Origin of the sequence: Wenjunlia vitaminophila DSM 41686 (assembly GCF_000380165.1) — a bacterium.
GTDB classification, from domain to species: Bacteria; Actinomycetota; Actinomycetes; order Streptomycetales; family Streptomycetaceae; genus Wenjunlia; species Wenjunlia vitaminophila.
The window spans coordinates 47,433-74,349 of record NZ_KB904661.1; the positions used below are offsets into that span (position 1 = coordinate 47,433).

Annotated in this window: 17 protein-coding genes; 7 read left to right on the top strand and 10 right to left on the bottom strand. The window is 69.8% G+C overall.

Annotated elements, in window-relative coordinates; genetic code table 11:
* Nucleotides 1–150 precede the first annotated feature (150 nt).
* The 3 genes from A3IG_RS0110575 to A3IG_RS0110585 are packed head-to-tail and all read left to right on the top strand — an operon-like array spanning nucleotide 151 to nucleotide 5,405.
* A complete protein-coding gene (locus A3IG_RS0110575; protein WP_018383535.1) occupies nucleotides 151–1,977 on the top strand; it encodes a DUF4357 domain-containing protein in 1,827 nt (608 codons plus the stop codon).
* Nucleotides 1,974–3,233, top strand: a complete 1,260-nt coding sequence (locus tag A3IG_RS0110580) for an McrC family protein (protein ID WP_018383536.1) — start codon at nucleotides 1,974–1,976, stop codon at nucleotides 3,231–3,233. The genes A3IG_RS0110575 and A3IG_RS0110580 overlap by 4 nt, the downstream gene beginning before the upstream one ends.
* A gap of 36 nt (nucleotides 3,234–3,269) precedes the next feature.
* Nucleotides 3,270–5,405, top strand: coding sequence for a UvrD-helicase domain-containing protein (locus tag A3IG_RS0110585; protein ID WP_018383537.1), 2,136 nt, complete (start codon nucleotides 3,270–3,272; stop codon nucleotides 5,403–5,405).
* A 70-nt stretch (nucleotides 5,406–5,475) separates the two neighbouring features.
* Here A3IG_RS0110585 and A3IG_RS0110590 read toward each other — a convergent pair whose 3' ends face one another.
* Nucleotides 5,476–7,131, bottom strand: a complete 1,656-nt coding sequence (locus A3IG_RS0110590) for an HsdM family class I SAM-dependent methyltransferase (protein WP_026220119.1) — start codon at nucleotides 7,129–7,131, stop codon at nucleotides 5,476–5,478.
* A 1,697-nt stretch (nucleotides 7,132–8,828) separates the two neighbouring features.
* On the opposite strand from A3IG_RS0110590, the gene A3IG_RS0110600 reads away from it, so the two are divergent.
* Nucleotides 8,829–9,305 (top strand): nitroreductase family deazaflavin-dependent oxidoreductase, encoded by a 477-nt coding sequence (locus A3IG_RS0110600; RefSeq protein ID WP_018383540.1) that lies wholly within the window; start codon nucleotides 8,829–8,831, stop codon nucleotides 9,303–9,305.
* A 162-nt stretch (nucleotides 9,306–9,467) separates the two neighbouring features.
* Here A3IG_RS0110600 and A3IG_RS0110605 read toward each other — a convergent pair whose 3' ends face one another.
* From A3IG_RS0110605 to A3IG_RS0110615, 3 genes are all read right to left on the bottom strand, one after another.
* Nucleotides 9,468–10,697 carry an MFS transporter gene (locus tag A3IG_RS0110605; RefSeq protein WP_018383541.1) on the bottom strand — a complete coding sequence of 410 codons (1,230 nt, stop codon included), beginning with the start codon at nucleotides 10,695–10,697 and terminating at the stop codon, nucleotides 9,468–9,470.
* A gap of 324 nt (nucleotides 10,698–11,021) precedes the next feature.
* Nucleotides 11,022–11,162, bottom strand: a complete 141-nt coding sequence (locus A3IG_RS34160) for a hypothetical protein (protein WP_018383542.1) — start codon at nucleotides 11,160–11,162, stop codon at nucleotides 11,022–11,024.
* Entirely contained in the window at nucleotides 11,159–11,692 is a 534-nt protein-coding gene (locus A3IG_RS0110615) for a lipoprotein (RefSeq protein WP_051087451.1), read from the bottom strand. The genes A3IG_RS34160 and A3IG_RS0110615 overlap by 4 nt, the downstream gene beginning before the upstream one ends.
* 754 nt (nucleotides 11,693–12,446) lie before the next feature.
* On the opposite strand from A3IG_RS0110615, the gene A3IG_RS0110620 reads away from it, so the two are divergent.
* Both A3IG_RS0110620 and A3IG_RS0110625 read left to right on the top strand, forming a co-directional pair.
* Nucleotides 12,447–13,403, top strand: a complete 957-nt coding sequence (locus tag A3IG_RS0110620) for a helix-turn-helix domain-containing protein (protein ID WP_018383544.1) — start codon at nucleotides 12,447–12,449, stop codon at nucleotides 13,401–13,403.
* 207 nt (nucleotides 13,404–13,610) lie between these two features.
* On the top strand, nucleotides 13,611–14,096 hold the full coding sequence (locus A3IG_RS0110625) for a cupin domain-containing protein (protein WP_236719063.1): 486 nt from the start codon (nucleotides 13,611–13,613) through the stop codon (nucleotides 14,094–14,096).
* Nucleotides 14,097–14,198: 102 nt separating this feature from the next.
* On the opposite strand, the gene A3IG_RS0110630 is transcribed toward A3IG_RS0110625, so the two are convergent.
* The 5 genes from A3IG_RS0110630 to A3IG_RS34165 all read right to left on the bottom strand — a co-directional run bounded on the left by A3IG_RS0110630 (nucleotide 14,199) and on the right by A3IG_RS34165 (nucleotide 22,007).
* Nucleotides 14,199–16,160 carry an aminotransferase class I/II-fold pyridoxal phosphate-dependent enzyme gene (locus A3IG_RS0110630; RefSeq protein ID WP_018383546.1) on the bottom strand — a complete coding sequence of 654 codons (1,962 nt, stop codon included), beginning with the start codon at nucleotides 16,158–16,160 and terminating at the stop codon, nucleotides 14,199–14,201.
* Between the two features lie 303 nt (nucleotides 16,161–16,463).
* Entirely contained in the window at nucleotides 16,464–17,417 is a 954-nt protein-coding gene (locus A3IG_RS0110635) for an NAD-dependent epimerase/dehydratase family protein (protein ID WP_018383547.1), read from the bottom strand.
* Between the two features lie 44 nt (nucleotides 17,418–17,461).
* Complete coding sequence (locus A3IG_RS0110640) at nucleotides 17,462–20,200, bottom strand: non-ribosomal peptide synthetase (RefSeq protein ID WP_018383548.1); 2,739 nt, start codon at nucleotides 20,198–20,200, stop codon at nucleotides 17,462–17,464.
* Between the two features lie 201 nt (nucleotides 20,201–20,401).
* Nucleotides 20,402–21,562: an ATP-grasp domain-containing protein gene (locus A3IG_RS0110645; protein WP_018383549.1), complete on the bottom strand. Its 1,161-nt coding sequence runs from the start codon at nucleotides 21,560–21,562 to the stop codon at nucleotides 20,402–20,404.
* Between the two features lie 307 nt (nucleotides 21,563–21,869).
* The gene (locus A3IG_RS34165; RefSeq protein ID WP_157862240.1) at nucleotides 21,870–22,007 is read right to left on the bottom strand and encodes a hypothetical protein; all 138 of its coding nucleotides are present in this window, start codon (nucleotides 22,005–22,007) and stop codon (nucleotides 21,870–21,872) included.
* A 399-nt stretch (nucleotides 22,008–22,406) separates the two neighbouring features.
* Here A3IG_RS34165 and A3IG_RS35125 point away from each other — a divergent pair, with 399 nt between their 5' ends.
* Entirely contained in the window at nucleotides 22,407–25,055 is a 2,649-nt protein-coding gene (locus A3IG_RS35125) for an eCIS core domain-containing protein (protein ID WP_018383551.1), read from the top strand.
* Nucleotides 25,056–25,448: 393 nt separating this feature from the next.
* Here A3IG_RS35125 and A3IG_RS0110660 read toward each other — a convergent pair whose 3' ends face one another.
* The gene (locus tag A3IG_RS0110660; protein ID WP_026220122.1) at nucleotides 25,449–26,816 is read right to left on the bottom strand and encodes a COG1470 family protein; all 1,368 of its coding nucleotides are present in this window, start codon (nucleotides 26,814–26,816) and stop codon (nucleotides 25,449–25,451) included.
* Nucleotides 26,817–26,917: the final 101 nt, after the last annotated feature.

Here is a 26,917-nt window from a genome sequence, read left to right on the forward strand (position 1 = left end):
CCGGACAGATCCACACTCTAGGATCAGTCCGTTTGCATCGTCAACGTGGTACACGAAAGCTGCACATAGAGAAACTAAGCGACTTGACAGTGTCAACAGGTAGAGTGTGCGGTGTTCGCACAGGTCCCGTCCAATCTCGGAAGGTCACCCATGCCGCACCCCGACCGCCTCCCCGGTTCCCCCGAGTTCCGCATCAGGCTTCCCAAGGACGGTGGTGAGGCGCGCGGGTATCTGCTCGCGGAATTCGGCGGCAACGGAACGCACATGTTCCTCCTGCAAGAGGGTTCGTTGGTAGTCGCCGAGGCACGGCCCGGGCTTGGCGACCACGCCCGCCGGTTGCGCGCAGATCTGCGCGCAACCGGCGGGCTGGTCGACACGCCTCCCGATCCCGACCGGCCGGAGACACCGCCGCGTTGGGTGACGACCCGAGACGTCGTGTGTAATTCCTCCTCAGCCGCCGCCGCCCTGGTGTATGGCTACAACGCAAACGGACCGGAAGCCTGGCGAACCGCCGAGGGCCACCCACTCGCCGACTACCTCTCCACTGGCTGGCGAGCCCCGCGCAAGGCGTGGCTGGTGCGCGGCTCCAATGTCTCTGGGCACAACCTGGTGCGGCTGTTGTGGCTGAAAGAGGGGTTCATCTCGCTCTCGGGCGAGCACCTCCCACTGCTTGAGGAGACCGATCCGACCAAGAGCGTGCTGCGCCGCTACGTGGAGGAGGGGTACGAGGGGGCAGCCTCGTACAACCAGAAGCGGGGCCTCGTCGACGAGTTACACGCATTCCTGACACAGATGCGTGTGGGCGACACCGTGGTTACCTTCGACAACAGCCGACTGCACATCGGGCGGATCACGGGGGAAGCTCTGCAGACGTCCTCAGCAGGCGGGCTGTCCAATCTGCGAAGGACCGTCGGCTGGCTGCCGCAGAGCCATGCCTACGAGGAGCTGCCGGACGAGATACAGCAGAAGCTGTCTGTTCAGCATGACGTCGTCGACCTGACTGGTGTCCTGGACACGCTGGACGGGCTCAAGGGACCCTCGGAGCGTTCGGGCTCGGCGGCGGCCAACGACATCGGCGAGTACCCCACCCTCGAACGGCCAACACCGCGGGAGCTGTATCTGCCGGACATCACCGACGTGCTGGCCGCGGACCTTCTGGTCCACGACCGCGCCTGGCTGGAGGAGATACGTGGACTGCTTCTCGATGACCGACAGATGGTGTTCTACGGGCCGCCGGGCACAGGCAAGACGTATCTGGCGATGAGGCTGGCCGAGTTCTTCGGCGGCGGCCCAGCACAGGTCAAGATCGTGCAGTTCCACCCTTCGTACGCCTACGAGGACTTCTTCGAGGGGTTCCGCCCCGTGGAGGATCCCGAGACGAGGGAGGTTGCCTTTCGGCTCACCGCGGGCCCACTGAGGGAACTCGCCGATCTCGCCTCCCGCGAGGGCAACCGGCACATCCCGCACTTTCTGATCATCGACGAGATCAATCGCGCTAATCTGGCGAAGGTCTTCGGCGAGCTGTACTTCCTCCTGGAGTACCGGAAGAAGTCCGTGCGCCTCACCTACTCCGGAGACGACTTCGCACTGCCGCCGAATCTGTTCGTGATCGGCACCATGAACACTGCCGACCGGTCGATCGCCCTGGTCGACGCGGCGATGCGGCGCCGTTTCGCGTTCGTGGAGCTGTCACCGCGCGCCGAGCCGACCGCCGGGCTGCTGGCACGCTGGCTGCAGCGCGAGGGCAAGGCTCCGGGGCCAGCCCATCTCCTCGACGCCCTCAACGCCCGTATCGACGACGCGGACTTTGCCATCGGTCCCTCGTACCTGATGAAGCCGGGTGTGTACCGCGACGGCGGTCTCGAACGGACCTGGCGCACGAAGATCCTGCCGCTGCTGGAGGAGCACCACTACGGCGAGGGCATCGACATCACCAACCGCTACGGCCTCGATTCGTTGCGCGAGCAGCGTCCGTGACCGTGCCCGTGCCCGTGCCCGAGGTGACGCTACGCGAGCACGGGCCTGCCGTCTCCGTCCCTCTGGGGCCTGCGGCCGGGCGGGCCCTCGCCGCCTCCGGCATCCTGCGGAGTGCGACCCCGGACCCCGGCCGGGACGGGCACTGGCTGCTCCGTGCGGGCAGCAAGGTCGGCGCCGTACGGACGCCCAACGGCCCAGTCGTACGGATCACGCCCAAGACCCCCGTGAGCCGCCTGTTCTTCCTTCTCGGGTTCAGTCTCGACCCGGCACGCGCCTGGCGTGACAACCGGGAGGGCGCCGTCGACACCGGGACGTACGACGATGTCGTGCCCGCGCTTGCGCACGCCGTGGAGCGGCAGATCGACGCGGCGCTAAGGCTGGGGGTTCTCCAGGGCTACCGGGAGGTGGAGGAGTCCGCGCTGGTCATGCGCGGGCGGCTGCGCGAGGCCGAGCAGATTCGGCGGCACTTCGGCCGTACGCCGCCCGTGGAGATCGCCTACGACGCGTACACCGCCGACACCGCCGAGAACCGCATTCTGCGCGCCGCCACTGAGCGATTGCTGCGGCTGCCGGGAGTTCCCGGTCCTGTCCGACGGCGCCTCGCCCATCAACGCGTACGTCTCGCCGACGCACTGCCGCTGGTATGGGGGCAGGAACTGCCGCGTTGGCAGCCGTCACGCCTGAACTCCCGCTACCAGCCCGCGCTGCGGCTCGCCGAGGCCGTCCTGCGCGGCACCTCACCGGAACACCGGCCGGCCGGGTCCAAACCGCTCACCGTCGACGGTTTCCTGCTCGACATGAACCAGTTGTTCGAGGACTTCGTCACGGTCGCCCTGCGTGAGGCCCTCCAGGAACACGGCCGGACCGCGCACCTCCAGGACCCCCATCACCTCGACACCGCTGGTCTCGTACGGATACGGCCCGATCTCGTCGTCCGCACCGGTGACGGCCGCACGCCACTCGCCGTCGTCGACGCCAAGTACAAGGTCGCGAAGGCCGTCGGACTCCTCAACGCCGACCTGTACCAGGCGCTGGCGTACGCCACCGTGCTCGGTCTGCCCGAGGCACACCTGGTGTACGCGGCCGGACGGCAGCCTGAGCGCTTCCATGAGGTGCGCGGAACGACGGCAGGGCCGGGCGGACGGGGAGTGCGGCTGTACCAGCACAGCCTCGACCTCTCCCGCGAACCCGGACAGCTCCTGTCGGCTCTGAAGGAGATCGCAGGACGGCTGGCCGGAGCCACCCCACATCCGTGACCAGGAAGCGCCGTCAGGCCGAAAGGAAGGGACTTAATGCCCCGGCTCGCCTTCTCCCAGAGCTTCTGGGACGGCTACGACACCCTGCAGAAGCCGGTTCGAGCCGGAGTACGCAAGGCCATGGCGAAGTTCCAGGCCATGAGCATCGCCGAACTCAACGCGGACAAGGGACTGCACCTGGAGTCCGTGGAGAACGCCCGTGACCCGCGCATGCGCACCATTCGCATCACCGACTTCTGGCGGGGCGTCGTCCTCGCCCCTGACGACGGCAGCGACATGTTCCTCCTGGTCAATGTCCTGCCGCACGACGATGCCTACACCTGGGCGGCGAAGCGCTTATATAGCGCGAACTCCGCGACCCGGGCCCTGGAAGTACGTAACGCGGTCGCCCTGGACGAGCTGACACCGCTGTACGAGACGGCCGCACGCTCGGCTCCACGGCTGATGTTCGCGGACATCTCCGACGGCACACTGCGCGAACTCGGCATCGACGACCAAGTGCTGCGCGCGGCACGTTCACTGGTGGACAAGGCTCAACTGGAAGCGTTTTCCACGCTCCTGCCGGAGGACCAACTGGAGGTGCTGCAGTACCTCGCCGAGGGGTTCAGCCCGGAAGAGATCTACCGGGACGTCGTGGCCGTCCGTAGGCCCGCCGATGCGCCCGCCGAGCCGGTTGAGGACCTGGCCACGGTGATCGCCAACACTCCCACACGCGTCCACCTGGTCACCGGGCCGCAGGAGCTGGAGGAGATGCTTCAGAAGCCGTTCGAGGCCTGGCGGGTCTTCCTCCACCCCTCCCAGCGGCGCGTCGCCTACCGCACCTCGTACGGGGGGCCCGTCCAGCTCACCGGCGGACCCGGAACGGGTAAGACGGTGGCGGCCCTGCATCGGGTCAAGCACCTGCTCGGCCGTTCCGAGGACAGCCGGGTCCTGCTCACCACGTTCACGAACGCGCTGGCAGCCGGACTGCGTGAGATGCTCGGGCTGCTCCTCGACGAGGACGAGAAGCTGTTGGCCCGGGTCGACGTGACGACGGTCGACGCCTACGCGAACGGCGTCGTGCGCACGAAGTCCGCGGCCGCACCCAGACCGATCGGGGACCGGGAACAGCAGCAGTTGTGGGAGAGGGCTGTCAAGCAGCTCGATCTGCCGTTCACCGCTCAGTTCCTGGCCCAGGAGTACCGGCACGTCGTTCTCGGCCAGAACCTCCGCGATCTCGATGCCTACCTCGGCGCAAGCCGCCGCGGCCGCGGCATCGGCCTCGGACCCGCGCGCCGCCGAGAGGTCTGGAACGCCACGGAGCGGTTCGAACAATTCCTTCGCGACCGCGACGAGACCACCCACCTGCGGATCTGCGTCCGTGCGGCGGAACTCCTCGCAGACGGGCCGCCTCCGTACGCCCACGTCGTCGTCGACGAGGCACAGGACCTGCACCCCGCGCAGTGGCGTGTGCTGCGTGCGGCTGTGTCTCCTGGCCCCGACGACCTGTTCGTCACCGGCGACCCACATCAGCGGATCTACGACTCCCGGGTCTCGCTCGGCTCCCTGGGCATCACCACCGCCGGCCGCAGTTTCCGACTGCGGGTCAACTACCGCTCCACCGAAGAGATCCTCGCATGGTCTGCGCGGCTCCTCGCGCCCGTCACCGTCGACGCGCTCGAGGGCGAGGGAACGGACTCACTGGCCGGGTACCGTTCCCTGCTCCACGGGCGCCGCCCCCAGGCTCAGGGGTACGCGTCCCGACGGGAGGAGAGTGAGGCCCTGGTGGACCGGGTCCAGGCGTTGCTCGCCGAGGGCCTCGCGCCGCACGAGATCGGCGTGTGCGCACGTTTCAATCTTTCCCTGGACATGGCCGAGGAGAAACTGTCGGCCGCGGGCGTCCCGGTGCTACGTGTCAGAGGGCAGGTCACGCACGGGACGGAAGGAGTGCGGCTGGCAACGATGCACGCGATGAAAGGTCTAGAGTTCCGCGCGGTGTCCGTCCTCGGTGTCAACGAGGGCACCGTCCCGTTCGCCCGTGAAATCACCCCACGCGAAGTGGACCCGCTGCAGCACGACGCCGACCTGCTCCGGGAGCGGTGCCTGTTCTTCGTCGCCTGTACTCGCGCTCGCGAAGCACTGAGTGTGACATGGAGCGGAACTCCGAGCCCGTTCCTACCACGCTCAGCCTAAGGAGGCATCTGACCAGCCGGCTGGCACGGGCCGGTGCGGGGCGCCCATCCCGGAGTACCCCGCAGCGTCCTCACTCCTCCGGGGCCAGGGCGCCCGTGGCAAGGCCGTCACGGGCGACTTCGGCGAGCTGCCGGCTCAACTCGTCGACCTTGCGCATCCCTTCCTCGAATGCGGACAGGGCCCGGAAGGCAGAGCCGTACCGACGCTGTTCGTCGATGCTCATGCGGGGGATGCGCGAACCCCTGCCGTCAAGACGGTAGGTCCCGCTGGTACTTGTGGACCGGCGGGTGTTCACAGAGCTGCGCAGGAATCCCCGCAGATATTCCGTGTCCAGCTGTTCGCTGGCCGACACTGGTTCCGGACCGTCGTACGTGACGAGTCCGGCGCGGGCGAGATCCGCGACGCTGGTGGTAGCGCTGTGCAGTGAGTCCGGTCCGCCGTCCGCCGCAAGTTCGGGTAGCAGTGCGGCAAGTCGGCGGAGCTGGTCTTCGAGCTCCTTGCGCAGAGCGGCGTACTCGCCGGGATAGTCGCGGTGCCGGGATCGGATGTGGCTGCCGGGGGTCAGATCGACGATGTCATCGAGGAGTTCGATCAGGGGCACGTCGGCGACCTGGTGGGGGCGTGGTTCCAGGCTGCCGTCGGGGCTGTTGCCGGTCAGGTCGACCATGCGCACGGTGTGGTTCGTCTCCGCACCTGCGGTGTTCTCGGGACGCCGCAGGCACCACAGGTGGACGGGCAGGGCGTGAGAGGTCGCGGTCCCGGGCGGCAGGGCGACCACTTGGCGCACGATGCCCCGGCGTACGAGTTCTGATCGGATGCGACGGCCTGCCTTGCGGTAGGCGACCGAGGCCGGCATGACCATGAGGACCTGGCCGCCGGGCCCGGTGTGCGCATAGGCATGCTGGAGCCACGCGAGCTCCCCTTCGGCCTTGGACGGGGTACCGAATTCCCAGCGGGAGTCGAGCAGCAGCTCCTCCCGCCCCCACTCGGTAACGCCGGCCGGCGGGTCGCAGACCACCAGATCCGCCTTGAGGTTCGGCCACTCGTCCGTGCGAAGGGAATCACCTGCCACAATGCGCACGCCTGATCGGCCCAGGAGGTCGGCACGGAGCTGTGAGAAACGGGCACTGTCGGCATCAATCTCCTGGCCACAGCAGCGCGTCCCGGCTTCGGAGGCGACCGACAGGAGCAGCCTCCCGATTCCGCAGGCTGGGTCGAAGACTGTGGTGTCGGCCGGCAGCTCGGGAGCGAAGTGGCACACGGCCCGCACCACGCGCTCGGGAGTCACCTGGTCTGATCCCGCACGCCGAGCGGAATCCAGGAACCGTTCAGTCAGCCCATTCACGAGGTCGACGGGCGCTTCGGTTCGAACGAGCGCCTGTGCACGGGTGGCAACGTCATCCGGCAGTCCGGGCCCGTGTTCTCCGGCCAGCACCGCGGCCACCTCTGCCAGGCCCGCGATCATCTGTTCCCCGTACGCTGCCCGCATGGCCTGCCACAGCTCGACCTCGGGTGACACCTCCTGCCCTTTGCGCTGCTTGTCCAGCCATTCCTGGACCTCGGCAAGCGCATAGAGCGGACTGTTAGCTGCACCTCCCGCCGGCACGGGGAAGTCGTCGTAGCGCCGACGCCAGTTGGAGACGGCGGCCCGAGTGACTCCGGCCAGCCGAGCGATCTCGGAACCGGTGACAAGTGGTCCGACCGATGAAGCGGCATTGTCCGTCATTGTCTCAGCGTACACGGACCGTCGACCTTGAGCGATAGAAAAATGCGTTGACATGATACACGCGCTAGGATCGGCATAGTGTGTATACTTTGTTCTCCTGAGGTAAGTGCGCATCGGCCCACCCTCGACTCAGCTGCCCCCATCCCTTCCCGTCCAGCCACGGCCCGATGGTCATGCTCAAGGCTCTTTGCGCCGAACTGCTGGATGGGCTCGGTGCCGATCCGCCTTCCCTGAGGTGCTCGGGGTTTCGGCCGTGTACATCACCTGCGGGATGGACCACACCAAGGTCCACGGTGTGTCTGGGACCGGCTGCACCGTGCCGTGCTCGACGAACTCGCCACCAGAAATCTTCCCGACCTGACCCGCGTCATCTTTGACTCCGCTCACGTGCAGGCTGAAAGGGGGCGAACACGCAGGTCCGAACGACCAAGTAAGCCGGGCTCCAAGCTGCACATGCTGTCCGACCAGCCGGGACGGCCTGTCCGCTGTCTCAGGTGGCAACGTCCACGACAGCGAGGGCTTGAGGCGTCTGCTCGCTGGCCTCCAACCGAGACATGACCCCGACCACCGTCGGCACCACCGGCCTGGCAAGATCCACGCCGACAAAACTCACGACCGCCCTGATCTGCGACAATGACTGAGTGGCGAGTGCATCGCCGTCCGCGTCGCCCACAAGGGGGTCGAGGCCTACCGGCGATCGGGCCGACATCAGTGTGATCGAACGGACCAAGTTCTGGCTGTCCGGCTCCCGCTGACTCTCGCCCGCTACGAACGCCGCCTCCCGCAACTACCTGGCCTTCATTGGCCTCGACACCCTGTGCTGCTACAAACGACTCACCCGCCTCACCACGTAGTACACGGCCTCAGGGCATCGTTACGACGGTGCCCATGTGAGCAGCATCAAGTCGGTGTGTCCAGCAACGCCCTATGGCAGCTGCAACTTCCCCGCATCACCGGCATGTGCGTATGGGGCAAGTCCCCCTCGGACACTCACACAAACCCCAGTTGACCTGGGGTTTTCTGTTCTGGTGGGGCACTCAGAGACGCCACGTTGCCAACCGCGTTGCCAACGGAAACGATCTTGCTTGTCAGGCGACCGTGACCAACGCGCCGAGGCTCGGCACGACAGTCGAGAGCCCCAGCCGGGCGGCGGAGTCAGCAGCCATCCGCTTGGCTGCCTCGGTCCGGCTCCGTCCGCACTTCTCCATGGTGAAGCCCGGCCCCTGTGCCGGGCGTTGGCCGAGACCTCCACGGGGCTGTGCCCCGCCTCCGGTTCGTGATCTTGCTTGCCCATAGGTCATGCAGCCGGAAGTTGTCCGGCAATCCGAGTCGGGTTCGCAGGGTCCGCCACCGAGCTGTGACCTTGTCCGGGTCCTGGAGGGCCGAGCAGAGCACGTTCAATGCTTGCTGCCCACGGGCGGTCCCACCGGCACCGCCGCAGAAGCACTCGACCGCGCCTGCCAGCTCCACCTCGCCGCATCCAGCATCTGACCAGACACCGACCGCGACTGTCCTGTCTCATTCGACCTTGCTGCCGGGGGATGCTCTGACCTGCGGAGACATCAGGCCGGGTGCTACACCGGATCTTGCCGTCTCGCTCGAGGTTGTCGGCAGAGCGGGAACGGCGGCCTCCCTTCGTGCGAGGCTTGTGGTGGACTGTCCCGACATCATCCGTACACGACAGTGGGGCGAATGCGATGCCTCTTGAGGGCGAGTACGAGCCGAGTCCGGCGCAGTGGGTGCGTGAACAGGTCGAGTTGTATGAGAGTTCGGGTGGCACACGGGGCACAACGCTCTGGGACACGGGCCTGCCGGTCGTCATTGTCACGATGCGCGGCGCGAAGAGCGGCAGGCTCCGCAAGATTCCGCTGATGCGCGTGGAGCACGAGGGGCGGTATGCGGCGGTGGCCTCGAAGGCCGGCTTCCCGCGGCACCCGGTCTGGTACTTCAACCTCAAGGCCGACCCGCACGTGGATCTTCAAGACGGCCCCGAACGTCAGAGCATGATCGCCCGCGAGCTCACCGGGGAGGAGAAGGCCCGGTGGTGGCAGCGCGCGGTCGCCGCGTATCCGCCGTACGCCGAGTACCAGGAGAAGACCCACCGCGAGATCCCGGTCTTCCTGCTGGAACCCGGGCACCCGGCCGGGCCGGCGAAGGCGCCGACGAGGAAGTGAGCTTCGGACCCCGTGTGCTCGGTCCGGCGGGGCGCCGCGCGGCTGGGGACAGGGGCCTCACGTTCCGTCAAGCCCGGGGACGCTCACCTGCTCCATCGGTCAGTTCTGCGTGCGCACGTCACATCGCGAGCCCTTCGTCCTCGATCCGGTGCCGACGCGCCGTCACGCCACTTCCTGCGGGCTCGTCGGCACCGTCGCGGCCATGCGGTGGCGGTGGAGCACAGTGATCGTGCCGGCGGCGCCTATGGCCAGAGCCGCGGCCCCGGCCGTGACGGACCAGCCGATCCATTCGACTGCGGCAGCGCCGAAGGCGGTTCCCAGGCTCCCTCCCACGAAGTAGACGAGCATGTAACCGCTGTTGAAGCGGGCCGGGGCGGCCGGGTCGATCCCGAGAACGGTGCTTTGGTTGGCGACCTGGGCGGCGAAGAGGCCGGCGTCGAAGAGCACGAGGCAGGTGACGGTGACGAGGGTGTTCGAGAGGGAGGAACTGAGGACGCCCGCCGAAACGGCGGCCAGGGCGAGGCCCACCAGGATGACCCGCCTGGCACCCACACGGTCGGTCCAGGTTCCCGAGACCTGGGTCGCCACGATTCCCGACAGACCGGCGAGCGCGTACAAGCCGATCCGCTCCGACGAGTAGGAATACGGGGGTTCGGACAGGGCGGCCGCCAAGCCCGCCCACACCGCGCAGAACGCGAAGAACCACAGGGCGCCGCAGACTGCCGCGAGCCGGAGCGCTGCGTGTCGGACGAACAGTCCGGGGAGTGACCGCAACGTCGCAAGGGAGCCACGCTCGGCCGCGCCTACGGCGGCGGGGAGCACCGCCGACGAGCAGACCGCGACGACGGCGCAGGCGGCGGCGAACACCAGGAGCATGCCGCGCCAGCCGATCTCGTCGGCAAGCCATCCGCCGACGATTCTGCCCGCGAGGATTCCGGCCGAGATCCCCGCGGTGACGATGCCCAGCACGGTCGCGCGCCGCTGCGGGGGCGCGAGTCGGCCCGCCACCGAACTGAGGCCAGCCCCGACCGCCGAGCACGCACCGACGATGCTGATCACGGGTCCCAGGACCCACACGCTGCCGGCAGCGGCATTCAGGACCAGCACGGCCGCCAAGGCACCGAACTGCGCCGCGAGTACCCGAGCGGGCGGGTAACGGTCGACCAGGGGAACGAGGAGGGCGAGGCCGAGCATGTATCCAACCGGTCCGCACGCAAGGGCGAAACCGACGGCGCTGGTCCGGGCACCGAAGGAGTCCGCGACATCGGCGATCGCGGGCTGGAGCAGGTAGATCGTCGAGGTCCCCAGCGCGGCGGCGAGGGACATGAACCAGACGACGGGACGGCGGAGCTGCGTGCTCTGAGGAGTGACAGCGGCATGGTCGGCCTTCACGTCGCCCAACCGTAGGGAGCAGCGATTCCCAACGCTGGCGGCAAACAGACACCACCGTCGGCGCGAGGTGTTGCCCCGGAAACACCGGGTTCGTTCACTGTGGGCGGCCGTGCGACGCACGCCGGAGAAGCCGCGACACGAAGGCGTCGAGCGCACACCGGAGATGACCCGTGGGCGCCTGACGCTCTGGTGACCGGCGGGCGGCCTTCATGTCGCTCCTCCCTTCTCCAGGAGCGACGAAGGCCCACGCCACGGATGGTCGGTCCTCCACAGCGCGGGGCCACGGACACTCCCGCGAGTGTCCGTGGCCCGCTTCCTGAGTCCTCAGGCCCCAGCCGCCCTGCCGGAGCTCGGCGCCGGCGGTCGGGCGGCGGCGAGGAGGGAGGCGCCGGCGTCCGGCTCCTCGTCCCCGTCCACGGAGAACGCGACGGTGGGGGAACCGCCCACCGCGCCGACCGTGCTCACTTGGCCCGGACGCTGGTCCTCGCCAGTTCGTACGCCGGGAGCATCTTCTTGTGCTCCTTGGAGTCCAGCCCGCCCAGGTGCAGCAGGACCACTCCCTTCGGCGTGGTGAAGGCGAGCGCCCGTTCCTTCTTGGGCTCGTTGAGGAACTCGTTCGTGCTCAGGTAGTCGGCCTCCACCGCCGAGTACGGGCCCGCTTTCGTCTGGATGAACACGGCCTCGTCCGGGTCTTCCGCCTCCTTCTCGACGAAGGCTTCGAGTGTCTCGCGCGGATCGTCGTCGGCGGAGCCGCCGACCCAGACGCGGATGAATCCGATGTTCCCGGCGGGCTTGGCGTCGATCTCACAGGTGAGCGTGACGTTGGCCTGTTGGGTTACCTCGAGAGTGGAGTTGCCCTTGACCGCCTTCGGTTTCCACTTGGCGGCGATGTCGAACGAAACGGGCAGAACGCACCCCGAGCCCTCGTCACCGACGGATCCGCCCTTGGCCGCGGCCTGCACCTTGGCCCTTGCTGTGGCGTTTGCGGCTCCCATTCGGTCCGCCTCGGGATCCGAATCCGACGAGCAGCCACTCAACGCCACCCCTACCACCAGCGCGGCAGGAAGCACTCCGGCACCGACACCGAGCCGCAGACCTCGCCCTCGCACCACGATCGTCCCCCTCAAACTCGGTTCGAGCGGTCGCTCGACCACGGAGAGGTTAACAGTCGTGACTGGCTAGGGAACTGATGTCGGGGAAGGCCGTACGAGCGCGCGACCGGGCCTAGAGGATTCCGCGTGCCGGCGGGCCGTGACCGGTTGCCGTTGGGTGTGGACCCGTGGTCGTGTGGTGGGGACCGCGCGCGTACGGTGACCCCTCGGTTGCGGCACGCTCCGCTCGCGTGGGACGTGTCCCGGGTGCGCTGTGCCGGGTGCCTCAACCTGCGGCGGGCGGCTGGGTGCGGAGCGGAACGCCTGCCATGGGCCCCTGGATCTCCGCAACGGTGAGTGGTGCGAGGGCCTCGGACCCGACGCGGACTCGAGGTCGGCCCGTCACCATCGCGCACGAAACGCGGCGGTCGTGTCATTTCCCACCACACACCGCCAGGAAGGATCACGGCCAGAACAGTGACGAACACGCCAAAGCGCGTCCGCTTCCGGTCATGCGTTGGGGGACGCCAAGCGGGTCAAGGCAGCCGCGGGACCATTCAGGCGGAGGCACGGTGTGGGATGCCCGACTAGGGCCGGGTCTCGAGGGGTTTGGGCACCCGCTACGGCCCGGATCACCCACGAGCCGCCGGAGGGGATCGTGGAGAACGTCTTCGACAGCAGGGACCACACGGCACGGGATGCTCTTGCCGCGTGGGCAGAGGTCATCCGGAACGCGGTCATGCTGACGACGTTCCGACTTGTCGACACCGACGTCTTTGACGGGTGGCTCAAGACGATGCCGCTGGGGCCCGTGCAGCTCTCGGCAATGGGGTACTCCTCTTTCTGCTCGATCCGGACCCCCAAGCTCATTCGTGCCTCGGACCCGGAATGCCTCCAGATCTCCCTCATACGTTCCGGCTCCCACGTGATCGAACAGAACCGGCGCAGCGCGACAGCGGGCGCGAGCGAACTTCTGCTGTTCGACAGTTCAAGGCCCTTCCACTCCTGTGCCGACGGTGGGTCACTCCTCTTCCAGTTCCCCCGGCCCCTGCTTCCCCTGCCCGCCCACCATCTCGACCGGGTCATCGCCCGCCCCCTCCCGGGTGACAGGGGCCTCGGACGGCTACTGGCGGATTTCATGATCACGATGACGGAGGACGGTGCCTGTCACACGCCGCGGGACGCCGCGCCGCTCGGCATGGTCGGCCTTGACCTGGCTGCCGCGTTCCTGGCGCACCACCTGGGCCGCGAGGACGACGTTCCAGCCGACTCCCGGCAACGTGCCCTGTACGTACGCATCACCTCGTTCGTCCAGCAGCACCTGGGCAACCCCGACCTCACTCCTGGCGACATAGCAGCAGCCCACCACATATCGGTCCGCTCGCTGCACCGACTGTTCCAGCAACACGGGGTGAGCGTGTGCTCGTGGATGCGTGGCCAGCGCCTGGGGCGCTGCCGCCGGGACCTGGCGGACCCCCTGAAGCGTCACATCCCCATCCGAACCATCGCGGCCCGCTGGGGCTTTGTTCGCCCCGCGGACTTCACCAGGGCGTTCAGCGCGCTGTACGGCACCTCGCCCAGCGAGTACCGACGCCAGGCGTTCCACAACGACTGACCCCGACCCGCCTTGCTGAGCGTCCAGCGACCACGCGACGCCGTTTGTCCTCAGCCCGTGACGAACTCGCTCGCTCCGGCGTCACGGCATGGGCGTCGCGGGACGGTGTCGGTGCCGCGCGGGACTTATCCACAGGGCATCACCGCTCCTTGTCGCTTCATTTCAGCCGGTTATAACCTGGGTGGCAACGCGCCTCCCGTCCCTCGTGTGGACCGGTTGCCGGAAGGCGAATTGCAGCGCACGAAGACCGAAGGGATCCGCTTCGTGGGACATGACTCTTACTTCGATCCTCCTCTTGCCGCCACCGTCGTCGCCGAGGGATTCGCTCGCTGGAGCCCCGAGCTGCGGAAGGAATTCGACACCAACGCACACAACGGTCAGATCGGCCAGTTGTTGGTGAAGGAGACGGATCTGCTGCGCATCTGGGAGACGCATCTTCGCCCGGGTGAGCGGGTCCCTGTTCACCGACATGTGCTCGACTACTCCTGGATAGCCCTCACCGGCGGCCGGGTCCGCCAGCACACGAGCGACGGCACCACTCGCGAAATAACCCTTGTCCGCGGCCAGGACCTCCATTTCCACCTCTCCCGGGGGCAGTACCACCTCTATGACGTGAAGAACATCGGCGATGAACTCCTGTCATTCCTGACCGTCGAGATAAAGGGTGGAGAGAACGAGCCCCTCGACCTGTGACCACGGGGCCCGGGTGCGGGTCGTGGGCGGTCCTGGGTGGGGCGGGCGCCGGTGTCGTCGACGACACCGGCGCCCGCCCCACCCGACGGCTGCGGGAGCTGACTACACGGCGGAGGAGAGCGCCCGGAGCAGGGCGGTGTTCGCACGCCGGTCCCCGACGGAGATACGGCAGGTGTCCGGGACGAGGTGGCCGGTGTCGGCGACCAGGATTCCCGCGCCGCGCAGCTGTTCCATCACCCGCTCGTGCTTGTGCAGCCGGACCATCAGGAAGTTGGCCTCCGAGGGGAACACCCGGTCCACCGCGGGGTGGCCGTCCAGTGCCGTGGCCAGCCGGTCGCGCTCGGCGCGGATGAGCGGAATGCTGGCGAGTGCCCGTTGGGAGTTGGTCAGCCTGTCCCGCACGGCGTGCTGCGCCGCGTCGGAGAAGACGAAGGGCAACTGCACCCGCCGCAGCGAGTCGATGACCCCGGGGCGGGCCAGGACGATCCCACACCGCGCGCTGGCGAGCCCCCATGCCTTGGACAGGGTCCGAAGGACGACGAGGTTCTCGTGCTGTTCGACCAGTCCGGCGTACGAGGGCTTCTCGCTGAACTCGACGTAGGCTTCGTCGATCACCACGAGGCCGCGGCTGCGGGCGATGAGGTCGTGCACCTGCGTCTGGTCGAGCCTCGTCCCCACGGGGTTGCTCGGATCACACAGGATGGTCACCCGCGCATCAGCCTCGAGGATGCGCTCGGTGTCGAGTTCCGACAGGTCCGCGCCGCGCAGCGGTACCTCGACGACCGGCAGGCGCAGGAGGTGGGCCCAGTGGGCGTAGAGTTCGAAGGTGGGTGGTGTGACGCAGGCGCGTTCGCCGGGTGAGGTCAGCGCCGCGAGGAGCAACATGGCGCCGTCAACCGCCCCGCTGCTGAACAGGACGTGGTCCGGGCCCAGGGCGGCGAGGTCACCGTGCCCGGGCAGCTTCGACACCGTGGCCAGGTACGTCCTGGCGAGGTCGGCCGTGTCCAGGTTGGGGTAGTGGCTCTCGGCCCCCAGGAACGGGTTGGTGTTGCTCGACAGGTCGACCATGTCGAACCGTGGCCGGTGGCGGTAACGGACCGGGCCGGGGACCGGCACCCCCGTGACGGGGGGAGCCGCGAAGTGGGACAGCCCTCCTTCCTCTTCCTCCTCCGCGGGCGCGAGGTCCGGGGCGCGGAGCCAGTGGTCGAGGGGGACGAACAGGTCGGCTCCCAGGCGGCGCTTGTGGTGGACGTCCCCCCGACCGAGGTGGACCCAGTCCAGGCCGGAGCGCCGGGCGTCGAGGTACAACTGGTACGGGGTCGCCACGTGGAGGTCGCCTGCCGCGGGGTCGTCGAGGTCGGTGGTCTGGGCGAGGTGGTAGAGGCCCCTGCCGTTGTGGGACACCGTCAGGAGCGCGACCTGGACGACGGTGTCCTTCCGACGGCGCACCAGCATCTCGGTGCGATCGGCCAGCGCGCCACCCACCAGTGCCTCGAGGGCCGCGGCGTTGTACGGGTTGCGGCGACCGCCGAAGCGTTCCGCCTGGCGCTGGTGGAGTTCCACGAAGGCGTCCCTGGCCCACGGACTGCCGTCGAGCTCGCTCAGGCGGACCCGCTCCCAGGTGGCTTCCTGGGACGCCGCGTGGTGGCGATGACGCAGGTCGCGGAGCTGGTCGGCGCCGACGCGGTTCCGCAGCACCTCGTCCACGTCCCCGGGCAGCCGGGCGACGCACTCGGTGTCGGCGGCGACGGGAACGAAGCCGGCGGCCCGCAGGGCGCGGGTGTCGTCGCTGCGGCGCACGTTGGGCACAAGGATCTGCGGCACGTCCAGCCGCTCCGCGCGGCGGACCAGTGCGTCGAGGGCGTGGGGGGTGGGGGCGGGACTCGTCGGGTTGTACGGGGTGCCGCCGCCGACGAGGGTGGGGCGCTCGAGCGCCGCGGGGGCCAGGGAGACGAACGCACCGGTGTCCCCTGCCAGGTCGGCCAGGGAGCACACGGGCACGCGGGAACCGAGGGCGGCGCACAGCACGTGCTGGAGCGCGTCGATGTCTGCGGACCTGCGCATGTCAGCTCCGTCCGGGTTCGAGCGTGACCGGGGCCGGTACCGGTGCCGGGTGTGCCCGCGCGCGCCGCGGTGCGACGGCGCGGAAGGCGGTCACGGGGGGCTGGTGGGGTCTGGTCCGTTCCCCTTCGTCGACGTGTACGCCGTGGGGGTGCCCAAGCATGTCGTCTACTCCTCTTCGTCGCTCCGAGGCCCTTCGTGGACGGCGTGGGTCCGTCCGTCCCGGGCATGGCCACAGGTCGCTCGCGCTTCGGGCGCGGTCGTTCGCGGCGGGCCGCGTACGCGCGTCGGTCAGCGGTGGAACAGCTACTCCGGCTCGGCCCGGCGCCGCTCGAGGTGGTCCTCGATGCGGTCGCGGTACTCCTCGAACAACTCGGCCAGGGTGCGGGCGACGCCGGTCCTCCAGCCGATGGTGCAGCGGCCGACGAGGTCGCGGCGGGCGTCGTGGTCGAAGATCGCTGTTTCCCGGCTGTGGTCACCGCGGTCCAGTTCCACCGGGACTCCGGTGAGCTCGGACATGTACTGCAACAGGTCGGTGATGCCGACCTCCTCGTCACCGCCCCAGTTCACCACCCGCGCGGGCACCCGGGCCACGTCCCACAGGAGCGGCACCTGGCGCACGAGGTCGTCGGTGTGGAGCAGGTTGCAGTAGTTCTGCCCGTGACGGGGCACCGCGCACGGCTGTCCCCCACGCATCTGGTTGAACAGGATCACGGGCAGGCCGCCGTGGCCGTACGGCCCGTAGGCGATGTTGAGCCGGGCGATGACGGCCGGCAGCGCGAGGGCCTCGGCCAGGCCCCGCACGACCCCCTCCGCGGAGAGCTTGGCGACGGGGTACGTCGGCAGCCACGGCGCCGCCCCGCCGAGGGGGTCGCCCACCCGGTACCGGTGTGTGTGGTCGGCCCGGTCGTAGACCACCCCGGACGAGACGTACAGGAACGACTCCGCGGCGGAGCAGTGCGTCATCAGCCGGGCGGTGCCGACGGCGTTGATGCGCGCGGTGTCCTCGAAGTCCCGGCCGTCGCCCCGGTGCACCGCCGAGTGCAGCACATGGGTGAAGTCACGCGGCAGGTCTCCGAGTTCATCGGTGGCCATGTCCCAGACGACGGTCTGGGCGCCGAGTTCCCATAGGGCCTTGCGGGCGGTCGGGTCGTGGAAACGGCCCAGGCACCACACCTCGTTGTCGGGGGCGAGCGCCTCGGCGACGGGCCTGGCGACCTGCCCGGTCCCACCGGTGATGAGGATCTTCTTCCCTTGCATGATCAGCGGCTCCAGGTGATCTCAGCGGTTGCCCCTGCCTGTCCTCAGCCGAGCGCTCGGGCCAGTTCGTTCCGCAGCGTCGCCTGGAAGGTGTGGACGTGCTGTGGGCTCATCAGGGTGTAGTGCTCGCCGTTGACTTCGACGTAGGTGTTGGGGCGGCGGGTGAAGTCGTCCCAGTGGCGCAGTTGGTCGTCCAGCCACTCCTGCTTGGTGCCGCGCAGCGGGGTGCAGTAGAAGACCCGCACCTGCTCCACGGTTCCCGTCGGCTCGTAGGTGCGGCCCAGGTGCACCATGTTCTGGGCCAGGTGGACCCAGTCGGTGAACCGTTGGAGGGTCAGGTCCAGTTCGGTCAGGCGCCGCTTGGGCGCGTGACGGATCAGGTGGGCGAGTTGGTCGGCTTCCGGCAGGTTCCGGAGTGTGGCGGTCAGTTCCTCGATGTCGGCGGCGTCGATCAGTTCGAGGAAGAGCGCCAGGTTGATCGCGCCGTCGGTGAAGGTGATCTCGTTCATGCGGTCGGCGATGCGCGGCGGCAGGTTGAAGATCCCCACGAACCCGACCTCGTCGCCGTCGGCCTCCAGCCGTTTGGCGATCTCGAACGCGACGGCCCCTCCGTAGGAGTAGCCCGCCACGGCGTACGGGCCGCTCGGCTGCGTGCGGCGGATGGCCTCCACGTAGGTGGTGACCATCTCGTCGAAGGAGCCGAAGTGGGTCTCGCCCCGTCCGAACCCCCGTGCCCGCAGTGCGTGGAACGGCCGCTCGCCGGTGAAGTACTTGGCGAGGTTGATGAACACCAGTACTTCTCCCAGGCCCGGATGGACGCAGAACAGTGGCGTTCCGTCCCCGGTGACCTGCAGGGGCACCAGCGGATCGTAGGTGGAGTCCCCGTCCGCGCCGTGCCCGGCGGTCAGCCGGGCCGCCAGGGCCCGCACGGTCGGGGCCTGCAGGAGCGTCGCCATCGGCACGTCGTCGATGCCGAACTCGGTTTGGATCTCGAGCTTGAGGCGCAGCACGTCCAGGGAGGTTCCGCCGAGGTCGAAGAAGCCGGCGGTCGCCGAGACCGTCCGGGTGTTCAGCACCCGGGCGAAGACACCGGCCAGCGCCGTCTCGGCCTCGCCCTCTGGCGCCACGTGGGCGCCGAGGAACCGGGTGCTCACCTCCTCGGCCCGACGCGCCGCCCGGTCCAGGGTCCCGGCCTCGACGGCCGCGCGCAACCGGGACCGTTGGATCTTGCCGAGGTTGCCGCGGGGTATCTCGGCGGCGGCGACGGGCAGGATCAGTTGGGGGCGGAATCCCCAGTGCATCACCGTGGAGCTGCGGATCGCCACGACCGCCTGGTACACGGCCGCGTCGTCGTCCGGGTCGCCGGCCGGGACGAACGCGATGGCGAGCTGTTCGGAGTCGGCCCCTTCGGGACGGATCGGGAAGGCCGCGACCTGTCCGCGCCTCACCTCTCCCAGTTCGTCGAGGACCGCTTCCAGGTCGTGGCTGTGGTAGTTGACGCCGTTGACGATGATGGAGTCCTTGGTCCGGCCGACCAGCGTCAACCGACCGTCGGAGTCGAGGTAGCCCAGGTCGCCGGTGCGGAACCAGCCGTCGGGGGTGAACGCCCGCACGGTGGCCCACTCGTCGCCGAAGTACCCCTCGGTGACCATCGGGCCGCTCAGCTCCACCTCGCCCGGCTCTGCGGTCCCGGGTCGGCCGGTGGCGGCCAGCACCCTGCCGTCGCCGTCGGCGATGCGAATGCGCAGCCCCCGCACCGGGTGGCCCAGTGGGGGGAACTCCGACTCCAGGTCGCGGGCGGCGAAGTCGCGGTTGAACACGCTGCCCGCGCAGGTCTCGGTCATCCCGAACGCGGGCACGATGACGTCCCCGCGCAGCCCGTAGGGGGAGAGGGCGTCCAGGAAGGCCCGTGCGGTGGCGGTCACGGTGGCCTCACCGCCGGAGATGACGTACCGCACCAGGGACAGGTCCACCTCCTGCCGCGGGAGGGGGCGCTGTGCGAGTGCCTGGTTGATCTGACCGAACAGGAAGTTGGGGGTGAACGTCACCCGCACCCGGTGGGCGGCGAGCAACCTGAGGAACTCCACGGGGTCCGCCAACACCGTCGTGGGAGTCACCATCACCTGGTCGGCACCGTTGAACATCGGCAGCAGGTGCGCCTCGATGGCGGCGATGTGGTCGGTGGATATCCAGTTCAGCGACGTGTCGGCGGGTCCCAGTTCCAGTGCCTGGGCCTTCCCCGCCTGTGCCGCCAGCAGGTTGGCATGGGTGAGCCGGACGGCCTTGCTCAGTCCGGTGGACCCGGAGGTGACCATCAACAGCGCGAGGTCGTCGGGAGCCGGGGTGTGGAGTTGCTGGCGTCCGGCCTGGGCCCCGCTGAGTTCCTCCAGGGTCACCTCTCTCAGTCCGACGTCGGGCAGGGCTCCGCCCTCCGCCTTGGAGGAGATCACCAACGGGTCGCCCAGGAGCGTGCGCAGGTGCTCGAGCTGTGCCTGCCAGCGGGAGGGGTCCGCCGGTGGCGCGACCGGGCACGGCACGACACCCCCCAGCACGCACCCCCAGAAGGCACGGAGGAAATCCTCCGGGTCGCTGGCGACGATCAGCGCGCGGTCCCCGGGGGCCGTCTCCTGGTCGCGGAGCCCCTGGGCGATCCGGCTGGCGGCCTCCCGCAACCCGGCGTACGACAGGAACGAGCCGTCGACGAACGTGATGCCTCGGGCCGTGTCACGAGCCGCCCGGTCGAGCAGCTTCGGGAGTGTCGAGGCGGGGAGTCGATCCAACATGGGTAGCACCTCCGGTGGGAACGGAAGGGAACGGGACGAGCGGACTCCTGGGCGTGGTGGGTCGGAGCGGAGCACGAGCCCCGCTGGGTGGATGTCCTTCGCCGCGGACGGTTCGCGGCGGTTCGAGGGACGTGTTCGACGAGCCGTTCGGTGGGCGTCGACGCCCGGGTGCGCGGTGTGCGCGTCAGTTCCTCGCTGACCTCAACCGGCCTGGTTGAACCGCGCGATCGCCTCGAGCGTCCGCTGGAGCTCCAGTTCGTCCCGGTCGGACACGATGGCCTGCCCGACGCGCCCGTACGGTCCGGTGGGCGCGTCGGGGGACGAGGGGTAGTCGATCTCGTCGAAGACGAAGTTCCGTTCGAAGTCCTCCTGGGTCAGCCTTCCGCGCGGGGAACGAGGTAGGAGGACATATCCGTAGAAACGATCTGGCGCGCCGGCCGCCGGGGCCACGGTCGGCTCCTCCCCGAGAGCGAGGCTGATTTCGGCGTCGAAGAGGTCGACACCGAACGTCAGCCTGTTGACCTGGGGCGAGAGTGCCCCAGGGAGCCGGATGGCACACTCACCGAACGTCAGCCCCGTCTCTTCGGTGAACGCCTCCAGGTGGAACACGCAGTCGGGCGCGTTCAGACCCGCGAGCGCCTGCCCGGCGAGCGTTTCCGCCTGCCCGAACAGCTCCGGGTGCCGCCTCCAGTCCAGCACGTGCGCCGCCAGGACGCCGCCCTGCACGGCCTTCAGCGGCGGGATGTGGTTGCGGCTCATCGAGAACCACCGGAGGTCGCCGTCCTTCCAGATGCCGTCGATGTAGACCTCGGGGGCGTCCACGAACGACTCGGCGACGATCTGGACGTCGGACTCGCCTGGGAGCAGCGCCATGGCCCGGGAGTGGTCCTCGGGCGAGCGGACGACGCTCGTGCGGAGGGCGCCGGCTCCGGTCGCCGGCTTCACCACGAAGACGTCCCCCAGGTCGTTGACGAGGTCGTCGTACGAGGTGCCCCTGGGCACGTACCGGCAGCGGGCCCGTTTCACCTGGGGGGGCAGGCCGCTCTTCTGGAGGAACTTGTCCCGGAAGTAGAGGGTCGCCAACGAGTCGGTGTGCCCGGGTAGTTTCAACTGTTGCCGCAGGTAGGCCGCGCCGAACACGCCCATCTCATGGACCGTGAGGACCCCCGCCACGTGGTCGGGGCGCGCGGAGAGCACCGCTCGCAGGATCTCCTGGGCGTTCTCGATGTCGCTGACGAACGTGCAGCTCCGCGTCCCCGGCGGACTCACCGGTGCCTGCACGATGTAGTGGGGATCAAGACCCCGGCGCCGCAGTGCCTGGTCGAGGTCCTCCCGGTAACCGATGACGATCATCGTCGGCATTCTTGCCTCCATGAATCGCGGCCAGCGAAAAGCTCGTCGAAGGGGTGTCGTCTCCCGTACGTGCGTCTGCCCGCGTGTGCCGCGGGTCGTCGGTGGGCCGTGGTCACCGGCGGTCAGCGACGCGCCCGGCCGCCGCTTCCGTGGAGGTGTCCCTCGGGTGGCGCTACGCGGGGGACGCTGGCCGCTCCCCGCCCCGTCCACGGAACGCCTCGGAACCCGCTGGACCACCCCGGCTCGCCGTTGTCGTGTGGCGGGACCGGTCGAACACGACCGGCCGGGGGGCGGGGACCCCGCACACCCGCGGTCCTCACCTGGGTAACGGCAGGCCCTCTTCTCGTCGGGGGTTCTCGGAGCCGGCGGCGGAGGTCCGGGGCGACGACCCTGACGGCAGCCCGGTGGCGGTCAGCGCCATGCCGCCCGCCCACAGCGTCTTCTCGGCGATCACGACAGGTTCCCTCCTGCGGCCTGCACCCTGTAGCAGAGGGCATCCTTGCCGGCCCCGTGACCCGGCGCCTTAGCAACGAGCGCCAGTGACTTACCACTGGCTGACAACTTCTCTGGCCGCTCAGGGACACCACCGGTCCCTGGGGCCCGACGCGTCACCGGGAGCCGGTGGCCGGTGGCACCGGCCGGGCCGCCTCGGTCCACGGCGGCACCGGCGGTTCCAGCACCGGCGGTTCCAGCTCCGTCGGCTGTACCGTGGAACCGGCCCTGGAAGCGTTCCGTCCGATGCGGTGACCGGTGCGCCGGGCCGCGGACCACCAGCCGGTTCCGCGGCGCGCGACGTGTGCTCCGGTGGGGACCGCGGCCCGGACGGCCGCAACTCCACGACGGGAGGCACGGCATGCGCGACGAACACGGCTCCGCGTCACAGTCCGGTCCCACACACCGTCCACAGAGACCTGTTCCCGGCCTCCGGACGGCCCGGGACGCCGCAAGGACCGCGGACACCGTCCAGGACGTCGCCCGCAGCGCGCGGTCCCTCACGTCAGGCGGCCCGGTCACCGCCCGGGGGCTGCTGGCGCTACAGCGCACGGCGGGCAACTCCGCAGCGGTCCGGGCGCTTCAGCGGGCGCGTGCGGCGGACGAGCCTCCGGGAACCCCCCGGCCGGACGCCGGTGTCCATGACGTCCTCCGCTCCCCCGGCCGGCCCCTGGACCCGCGGCTGCGCGGGGAGATGGAGTCGCGGCTCGGCGCTGACTTCTCCGACGTCACGGTGCACACCGGTACCGCCGCGCGGAGTTCGGCCCGGGAGATCGGTGCCCGCGCCTACACCTCGGGCGACCACGTGGTGCTCGGCGAGGGAGGGAGTGACCCGCACACCCTGGCGCACGAACTGGTCCACGTGATCCAGCAGCGGCGGGGCCCCGTAGCGGGCGCCGACACCGGTACCGGGCTGCGCCTGAGTGACCCCGGCGACCGGTTCGAGCGGGAGGCGGAGCGGGTGGCCCGCGCCGCGCTCGCGCCCGCGGTGCCCAGCCCGGTCCTGGCGGACACGGCCGTGTCCCGCGCGACGCGGCCCGCGGGACACGCCGCGCCGGTCCAGCGCCGCGTGAGGGCACAGGTCATCGCGCGGGACGAGGGCGGTGAGGTGCGCGTGGAAGACCTCGTCACCGCCGGTCGTCCCGACTCGCCGCACCCCGGCGGCACCGAGGGCGACCACACCACCGCGTTCGTCGTGCTGACGCAGGCGGTGAAGCGGGCGATCACCGGTAAGGACGCGGTGTCGGCCGGTGCGGAGATCCGTCGGCTCCACCAGGAGGCCAGGAAGCTGCCGGGGGCGGGGCTCGTGGGGAACCTCCCCCGGGACGGCAAGCACCGCAGGCTGCTGGACGAGGCGTCAGCGGAGCTGGCGGAGCTCGACGGGGAGCTGGACAGGGGGGCCGACGGCGGCTGGGACATGGTGAGGCTGCAGAGCCTGATCAGCGCCTACCTCCAGTACCGCGGGCTGCTGCCGCTCTCCACGCTCAACACCAAGTCCACCAAGCAGGGGACGTTCGGCAAGGGCACCGGCGAGTCCCACAGGACCGCTGGCCTGAGCCGTTACGCCAACGGCGAGGACGTCGCGGAGGAGGAGCTCCGGGACGAAGTCCTCGCCCTCATGGACCACAAGGGGATCGTGAGGTTCGCGGCGGAGGAGGACGCCGGCAAGGCGGCCACGATGGCGCCCGGCACGCGGGGCGACGAGTCGTCGGAGGCCCGGCTCGACACCATCGTGCGCCAGCACGTCGACTCCGTGGAACACGCCTATCCCGGTGTGGTCGAGGCGGCGTGGGGTTCGTCCGACGAGGCCGTCAACGCGCTCGTCGGCGAACTGCGGCGGCGGACCCAGGAGCGGGCCGAGGATGAGGTTGACGACGCCAGGGAGCAGATCATCCGCCTGCGCAAGGCGTACCCGCGCAACGACGAGCTCATCGAGGCCTACGCCGACGTCCTGCGGAGTCACGGTCAGGAGCCCCCCGAGGAGGAACAGGAGGTCCTGGGGCGTGGCGCACGCCGCGCGGTCCGCACCGCGAAGGAACTGATCCGGTCCCCGAAGAAGTTGGGCAAGTCCCTCGCTGACAAGGCGAAGAAGCTCACGGCGCACGGGGCGAAGGGCCGCACCGCCAGGGACGACGCGCACGACGGCGGGGGGCAGCCGGCGTCCGACCGGGCCGAGGGGGCGCGGGGGACGACCACGGCCAAGGAGCCACGGTCGAAGATCGCGACCCAACTCCTCATCGACGACGGGGGCAAGATCACCGCCGTGCTCTCCGGGGGACGCGCCGCGTCCCCGTTCTCCGGCACCCAGGGCGCCCACACGACGGCCTGGGTGGTGCACCTCGACGTCGTCCGCGCGCGGCTGAAGGGCAAGGACGTGTCCGCGGCGATCGCCGAACTGCCCGCGCTGGTCACCCACGTCAGGGACACCCAGGAGCGGCTCGAGGGGATCAGTCCGGAGGAGTCCGAGATCGCGGAGGAACTGGAGGCGTTGTCCCTCACGGCGGACGCGGCGGCCGCGCCGCGGGGCGGGATGGACGCCAGGCGCCAGGCGCTGACCGAACGGGCCGAGCGGGAGATGGACCGGCTCGTGGCGGCGGCGCAGGAGGCGCGGAAGGAGGGACGGCCGACCGATGTCCTGGCGCTGGCGCTGCAACAGGCGGTGGGAGCCGTCCTGGAGCGCGTCAACGTCATCCCCGGCATCACCCGCGCCGGCGGGTCCAAGGACGGGGCTGCCGAAGGGAGCCACCGCGGCGTCCTGCTCGCGACCGGCCGCACCCCGGAGGAGTACGCGGAAGCCCTCTTCGGGATGCTGGACATCAAGGAGAACGAGCCCGCGGAGAACCGCGAACTGCTGATGGCGAACCACCTGGCGATGGTGCAGGAGGCGTATCCCCGCGCCTGTGCCGCGGCCGGGCTCGCACCGGGAACGGACCCCGGGGCCGCGCTGGAGAAGTACGACAGCGCCCGCCGCAAGGGCAAGAAGAAGGCCGATGACGACGACTACGCGTGACGGAGGCCCGTCCCCCGCCCACCGGCCGTCCGGGCCGGGCCCCGTCGTCCGCTGACGTCCCGCGCCGCCACCGCCGGACGGGGGTGGCGCGGGACGTGGGATGCGTTTTCGGTCATTCCCGCAGCTTCCCCCACGGTGGGCCGGGCCCGGTCCCGCGGGCCCGGCACCGGGGCTCCCATGAGGGGTTCGCCTTGGTCAGGGGGTCGCGGTCAGGGCGCTGTGCCGCGGGGGCCGCGGGCGGGACGGCGGCCGAACGCCGGTCACGCGGGACGAGCGGCGCACGGGGTGTTTCGGCCGTGATCAGGCGCTGCCGCACGTCTCGTCCCCCTTTGGGGAAGCTTCCCTGCGGTTGCTCCCGTGGGCGAAGGAAGTCCCATGCCTGCTTCGGTCGGTTCAGCGCTGGATGTCACTGAGGACACCACTGACGTTGAGCACCTCCACGCATCCGGAAGCCGGTTTCCCGGAGGCCGGGGTGCCGGGCTCGTCGCAGGTCACGCTCACCGTGACGGCCTGCTTCTCGGGAACCTCGATCGGCGTCACCCAGTGGTAGTCCTGGTTCCGGAACGTCTCCAGGGCGATGGTGGTGATCTTCCGGTTCCCGAAGGTGACGGTCACCAGTCCCTCGTCCCCCTGGAAGTTGGCCACCACGATGTCCGTGATGCCGAAGACCTTGCCCTCCGGGACCCGGTACGCACCGTTCTCCCGGGCGCCGTCGCCGGTGCGCACCTCGACGGTCGCGGAGCTCTGCCGGCCCGTCCCGGGCACCCCGGAGCCGGCCGGGGCGGTGGTGCTCCCGCCGTTCCGCTGCGTCTCCTGGGCCCCCTGGCCGCCCCCGGGCTGCTCCGTGCCGGTTCCCCGCGGGTCCTGCCCCGGGGTGCCGGGAGCCGGGGCGCCAGTGGGTGTGCCCTTCCCGGCAGCCGCGACGTTCTCCCTGGCCGCGTCGTCCGCCGCCTCCTTCGCCGTGCTCTCCACGGCTGGCCGGACCAGCAGGAACCACGCGACCAGCAGCGCGAGCAGCGCCGCGAGCAGCAGGAGCAGCCACCTGGGGAAGACCACCTGCTGGACGAACTCGCCCTGCAGCGCGTGCTGCTCCCCGGTCTCCTCCGGCTCCGGTCCCGCGTCGGGCCGGGGGGCCGCCAGCGAGCCGCGGGGGCCGTCCGGGTCCCGGGCGACCTCCACCTCGAACGGCCAGGTCACCGGTTCGCCGAACCACACCGGCCGGCGCGCGCGTACCCGCAGCCGCGCGGCGGCGGACCCTCCGGGCGCGATGTGCAGGGCACCGGGGGCGGAGGTGAGGCGCAGGTCGCTGCCGGGCTGCCGTCCGGTGAGGGTGACGGCGGTCGCGGTGTTGCCCAGGTTCCGCACGGTCGTCCGGTACCGCCCGCTGAGCCAGCCGCGGCGGGTGGTGGGCTCGAGTTCGGCCCGCAGTTCCTGGAACGCCGTGATGACCACCGTGGTCTCCGGGACCGTCACCGCGTCGGGGCGCTCGACGGGCACCACCCGGACCCCCAACGGCACTTCTCCCGCGCGGACCTCGGGGGAACGCGGAGGTGCGAGCCGCACCGTCACCGTCTCGGACGTGCCCGGGTACAGGGAGACACGGGCCGGCTCGACGGTGGTCCACGCGGCACAGTCCCCGACCGGCTCGAAGGTGTACGCCTCGACGATGTCGGTGTCGTTGCGCACGGTCAGGGCCATCGACGCCGTGCCGCCCGGCGACACCACGACCGTCGGGACACCAAGTTCGGCAATTGTGGTCACGACGAGACGGTAGGGCCGCGGCGCACTCCGGGGAGAGGGACCCGAGGGCAGTCGGCGGGCACTGTCGCTGCCCCCGGAGCCCCACCCCGTCCTGCTCCGCC